At 60.4% G+C, this 4843-nt stretch carries 7 protein-coding genes and 1 pseudogene; all 8 read right to left on the bottom strand.

Annotated features, from left to right (window positions below):
• Window positions 1-91: 91 nt before the first annotated feature.
• Entirely contained in the window at window positions 92-799 is a 708-nt protein-coding gene (locus tag ACRESJ_RS17245; protein ID WP_431758978.1) for a 16S rRNA (uracil(1498)-N(3))-methyltransferase, read from the bottom strand.
• Window positions 796-1590, bottom strand: coding sequence for a twin-arginine translocase subunit TatC (gene tatC, locus ACRESJ_RS17240; RefSeq protein ID WP_431758977.1), 795 nt, complete (start codon window positions 1588-1590; stop codon window positions 796-798). Before tatC ends, ACRESJ_RS17245 begins: the two co-directional genes overlap by 4 nt.
• Window positions 1587-2030, bottom strand: coding sequence for a Sec-independent protein translocase protein TatB (tatB, locus tag ACRESJ_RS17235; protein ID WP_431758976.1), 444 nt, complete (start codon window positions 2028-2030; stop codon window positions 1587-1589). Before tatB ends, tatC begins: the two co-directional genes overlap by 4 nt.
• A gap of 10 nt (window positions 2031-2040) precedes the next feature.
• Window positions 2041-2313 (bottom strand): twin-arginine translocase TatA/TatE family subunit, encoded by a 273-nt coding sequence (locus ACRESJ_RS17230; RefSeq protein ID WP_431758975.1) that lies wholly within the window; start codon window positions 2311-2313, stop codon window positions 2041-2043.
• A gap of 25 nt (window positions 2314-2338) precedes the next feature.
• Complete coding sequence (locus ACRESJ_RS17225; RefSeq protein WP_126359282.1) at window positions 2339-2671, bottom strand: phosphoribosyl-ATP diphosphatase; 333 nt, start codon at window positions 2669-2671, stop codon at window positions 2339-2341.
• Window positions 2664-3065 (bottom strand): phosphoribosyl-AMP cyclohydrolase, encoded by a 402-nt coding sequence (gene hisI / locus ACRESJ_RS17220; RefSeq protein WP_431758974.1) that lies wholly within the window; start codon window positions 3063-3065, stop codon window positions 2664-2666. Before hisI ends, ACRESJ_RS17225 begins: the two co-directional genes overlap by 8 nt.
• Window positions 3066-3146: 81 nt before the next feature.
• A complete protein-coding gene (gene ubiB, locus ACRESJ_RS17215) occupies window positions 3147-4751 on the bottom strand; it encodes a ubiquinone biosynthesis regulatory protein kinase UbiB (protein ID WP_431758973.1) in 1605 nt (534 codons plus the stop codon).
• Window positions 4748-4843, bottom strand: a pseudogene (locus ACRESJ_RS17210) (SCP2 domain-containing protein); the annotation flags it as partial. The pseudogene ACRESJ_RS17210 and the gene ubiB, both read right to left, overlap by 4 nt.

Here is a 4843-nt window from a genome sequence, read left to right as displayed (position 1 = left end):
GGAGCTGCCGCAGGCTGCGATCTTTTGATTTTGATTTTTCAAGATCAAAAGATCGCAGCCTGCGGCAGCTCCACACAAGGGTATGGCGGGGTTAGAAGAGGCGTGCGAGGAGGGCGGTGACGGCGGTTTCGACGCGCAGGATGCGCTCGCCCAGTTGCACCGGTTGCAGGCCGGACTTGCCGAGCAGGTCGATTTCGTAAGGAATCCAGCCACCTTCAGGGCCGATGGCCAGGGTCACCGGTTCGCTCAATGCGCGGGGGCAGGGCGGGTAGTTGCCCGGATGGCCAACCAGTCCAAGGGTACCTTCGCTGATTGCCGGCAGGCGGTCTTCAACGAACGGCTTGAAGCGCTTCTCGATCACCACTTCCGGCAGCACGCTGTCCCGGGCCTGTTCGAGGCCGAGGATCAATTGCTCGCGAATGGCTTGCGGCTCCAGGAACGGTGTTTGCCAGAAGCTCTTCTCGACGCGATAGCTGTTCACCAGTACAACCCGGGGCACTCCCATGGCCGCAACGGTCTGAAATACCCTGCGCAGCATCTTGGGCCGTGGCAGGGCCAAAACCAGGGTCAGTGGCAGCTTGGCCGGTGGTGGCTGGTCGAGTGTGACGCGCAGTTCGGCCTCATTGGCCTCCAGGCGCAGCACTTCAGCCGAGCCCATCAGGCCGCCAAGACGTCCGACACGCATGCTGTCGCCGACCTCACAGCGATGGACTTCCTGCATATGGGTCAGCCGGCGATCACGCAAAATCACCCGGTCGGCCGCAATGAAGTCGGCCTCTTCGAGAAGCAGCAGGTTCACGCTTGGGTCGCTGGCGGCTGGTCGTTGTGATCGTCAGCCGGCTGGTCGTCCGGATGCTCGCCACGCTTGCTGATCAGGCCGCCAAACAGGATGCCGATTTCGAACAGCAACCACATCGGCACTGCCAGCAGGGTTTGCGAGAAGATGTCCGGCGGGGTCAGGATCATGCCGACCACGAAGCAGCCGATGATCACGTACGGGCGGATTTTCTTCAGGTATTTGACGTCGACCACGCCGATCCACACCAGCAGTACTACGGCCACCGGGATTTCGAACGCCACGCCGAAGGCGAAGAACAGCGTCATGACGAAATCGAGGTAGCTGGTGATGTCGGTCATCATTTCCACACCGGCCGGAGTGGCGGCGGCGAAGAACTTGAAGATCAGCGGGAATACGAGGAAATAGGCGAAGGCCATGCCGGCATAAAACAGAACGATGCTCGAACATAGCAAGGGCACGGCGATGCGTTTTTCATGCTTGTACAAGCCTGGGGCAATGAAGCCCCAGATCTGGTGCAGGATCACCGGAATGGCCAGGAACAGCGAGACCATCATGGTCAGCTTGAGCGGTGTCAGGAACGGCGACGACACGTCGGTGGCGATCATCGTCGCGCCCGCCGGCAGATAAGCACGCAGCGGTGTCGAGACGAAGGTGTAGATCTGCTGGGTGAAGGCGAACAACCCGGCAAAGATGATGAAGATGGCCGCTACGCAGCGCAGCAGACGGGTACGCAACTCGGTGAGGTGCGAAACCAGCGGCATGTGCTGGTCGTTTTCAGGAAGATCGCTCATGGGGCTCGCGGCGGCAGTGTGGGGTCATGAGGGGCTGGCGCAACAGGCGCAGCCGCAGGTACGACGGGTTCAACCGGTGTGGCTGTAACAACGGGTGCAGGTTCTGCCGGTGCTACAGCAGGTGTTGCGACGCTAGCAGCGGGAGCCTGAATCGTCTGCTCCCCCACATGCTCAACCGGCGTCGGCTCTTGCTGTGTCGGCGTGAAAATCTTCCGCGCTTCCTGCTCCAGCGACAGAATGTGTTCGTTGTGCAGTTGCCGACGAATCTCGTCGGCACCGATTTCACGTTCAACTTCCTGTTTGATCGCATTGAAGCTGCGCTTCAGGCGCCCAACCCACAGGCCGGCGGTGCGCGCAGCATGCGGCAAGCGCTCGGGGCCCAGCACCAGCAGGGCGACGAGGCCGACGAGCAGCAGTTCAGAGAAGCTGATACCAAACATTAGTCAGTGCTCACACGTCTTTGCGGATCGGCTCTTCGACTTTCTGCGCCTGCACGTCGATGGTGTGCGGCTGATTCACAGAGGCCTGTGGCTGAACCGGTGGAACCGGTTGGGCTGGAGTAGCGGCAGGGTCAGCTGGCTTCTCGTCATCGTTCATGGCCTTTTTGAAGCCCTTGATCGACTCGCCGACGTCGGTGCCGAGGTTTTTCAGTTTCTTGGTGCCAAATACCAGTACGACAACAACCAGGATGACGATCCAGTGTTTCCAGTCAAAAATGCCCATGCTGCTGCTCCTCTCTAATAGTTATTCAGGCGGACGGGCGCGAGGCTTTCTCAACGTGTCCGGAGAGACCGAAACGACGGTCCAGTTCATCGAGTACAGCCTGTGGATGCTGCCCCAATTGGGCAAGCATGACCATGCTGTGGAACCACAAATCGGCGGTTTCGTAGATCACATCGCTGCAGTCACCGCTGACGGCGGCATCCTTGGCGGCAATGATGGTTTCGACCGACTCTTCGCCGACTTTTTCCAGAATCTTGTTCAAGCCCTTGTGGTACAGGCTGGCGACATACGAGCTGTCGGCGGCGGCGCCTTTGCGCTCCTCCAGAACCTCGGCCAGGCGGGTCAGAGTGTCACTCATGTTTGTGTCCTGCGGAATAGATGGCGTGCGGATCTTTGAGGACCGGGTCGACCGTTGTCCAGTCGCCGTTCTCGTAGACGCGGTAGAAGCAGCTTTGACGACCGGTATGGCAGGCGATGTCGCCGATCTGCTCGACCATCAGGATGATCACGTCGGCGTCGCAGTCCAGGCGCATCTCATGCAATTTTTGCACGTGGCCGGACTCTTCGCCCTTGCGCCACAGCTTGCCACGGGAGCGGGACCAGTAAATGGCGCGGTTCTCGGCAGCGGTGAGTTGCAGCGCTTCTCGGTTCATCCAGGCCATCATCAGGACGCGCCCGGTCTTGTGATCCTGGGCAATCGCCGGCACCAGGCCGTCAGCGTCCCACTTGATCTCGTCCAGCCAGTTTTTCATCTTCGACTCCGACAGCGGGCTCAACACTTCATTAGTCGAACCCAGGCGTTGAAACAGTGTGCCAGTCGTTCACGCAACTGGCTATCGACGAACGACCAGATACAAGCCGACGGCCATCATGATCCCGGCCGGCCAGTAGGCCAGCTCGTTCAATGGACCGCCCGCGGCGAGGATCGCGCCACCGGCCAGATGCGCCGTGCCGAGCAGGCGCAGGAACCAGTCGTCGCGGCGTCGGTGCCACGGTGGCGGCGGATCGTAGGCATGGGGTTGGGACATGCGTTCGAGCAGATCGCGGGCCATGTTGGCCAGGTGCGGGAGCTGTTCGAACTGGCTTTGCACGTTGCCCAGCAAAGCTTTGGGGCTGACGCGCTCGCGCATCCAGCGTTCGAGGAACGGTTGCGCGGTGTTCCACAGATCCAGGTCCGGATACAGCTGCCGGCCCAGGCCCTCGATGTTAAGCAGGGTCTTCTGCAAAAGAACAAGCTGCGGCTGCACTTCCATGTTGAAGCGCCGTGCGGTCTGGAACAGGCGCATCAGCACCTGGCCGAAGGAAATATCTTTTAATGGTTTTTCGAAGATCGGCTCGCACACCGTACGAATCGCGGCTTCGAATTCGTTGAGTTTGGTTTCCGCCGGTACCCAGCCCGAATCGATGTGCAACTGCGCCACGCGACGGTAATCGCGCTTGAAGAAGGCGAACAGGTTACGCGCCAGATAGTCCTGGTCTTCCGGAGTCAGGCTGCCGACGATGCCGCAGTCGATGGCAATGTACTGCGGGCTCCACGGGCTCACGGTGCTGACGAAGATGTTGCCGGGGTGCATGTCGGCATGGAAGAAACTGTCGCGGAATACCTGGGTGAAGAAGATTTCCACGCCACGCTCGGCGAGCATTTTCATGTCGGTGCGCTGGTCGGCCAGGGTGGCCAGATCGGTGACCTGAATCCCGTAGATACGCTCCATCACCAGCACTTTTGGCCGGCACCAGTCCCAATAGACCTGCGGCACGTAGAGCATCGGCGACCCTTCGAAGTTGCGCTTCAACTGGCTGGCGTTGGCCGCCTCACGCAACAGGTCGAGTTCGTCGTAGATGGTTTTTTCGTAGTCACTGACCACGTCCACCGGATGTAGCAGGCGGGCGTCGGCCGAGAGCTTTTCAGCGGCGCGGGCGAGGATGAACAGCCATGCCAGATCCTGGGCAATCACTGGCTTGAGGCCCGGGCGAATGACCTTCACCACCACTTCTTCGCCGGTTTTCAGTTGTGCGGCATGCACCTGCGCCACCGAGGCAGAGGCCAATGGTTCGACGTCGAAACGGCTGAATACTTCGCTGATTTTCTTGCCGAGCTGCTCTTCGATCAGCTTCACCGACAGCTGCGAATCGAACGGCGGCACGCGGTCCTGCAGCAGCATCAATTCATCGGCGATGTCTTCTGGAAGCAGATCGCGGCGAGTGGACAGGATCTGCCCGAACTTGATGAAGATTGGCCCCAGGTCTTGCAACGCCAGGCGCAAGCGCGCGCCACGGCTCAGGTCCAGGGGTTTGCGCGGAAACCAGCGCCACGGCAGGACATAACGCAGTGCCCGCAAAAACCAGGGCAGCGGCAGGGCGAACAGCAGGTCATCGAGGCGGTAGCGGATTACGACGCGCTGGATGCGCAACAGACGGCGGACGGCAAGCAGCTTCATGCGTTATCGCTTGGGTCGAGGGATCGGGAAAGGCGCTCGAAACGCGCCTCGAGACGTTCCAGATCGAGCTTGATCTGGTCCAGTTCACTGAA

The sequence above is a fragment of the Pseudomonas sp. genome, assembly GCF_050739655.1.
Lineage (GTDB): Bacteria > Pseudomonadota > Gammaproteobacteria > Pseudomonadales > Pseudomonadaceae > Aquipseudomonas.
The sequence above is the reverse complement of the archived record's forward strand: the minus strand, read 5'-3'. Positions and strand labels throughout refer to the sequence as shown.

What these genes read in the sequence shown, in the direction of transcription:
- tatC (WP_431758977.1), bottom strand. Translation starts at nt 1,590, where the DNA reads ATGAGCGATCTTCCTGAAAACGACCAGCACATGCCGCTGGTTTCGCAC.
- tatB (WP_431758976.1), bottom strand. Translation starts at nt 2,030, where the DNA reads ATGTTTGGTATCAGCTTCTCTGAACTGCTGCTCGTCGGCCTCGTCGCC.
- ACRESJ_RS17230 (WP_431758975.1), bottom strand. Translation starts at nt 2,313, where the DNA reads ATGGGCATTTTTGACTGGAAACACTGGATCGTCATCCTGGTTGTTGTC.
- ACRESJ_RS17225 (WP_126359282.1), bottom strand. Translation starts at nt 2,671, where the DNA reads ATGAGTGACACTCTGACCCGCCTGGCCGAGGTTCTGGAGGAGCGCAAA.
- hisI (WP_431758974.1), bottom strand. Translation starts at nt 3,065, where the DNA reads ATGAAAAACTGGCTGGACGAGATCAAGTGGGACGCTGACGGCCTGGTG.
- ubiB (WP_431758973.1), bottom strand. Translation starts at nt 4,751, where the DNA reads ATGAAGCTGCTTGCCGTCCGCCGTCTGTTGCGCATCCAGCGCGTCGTA.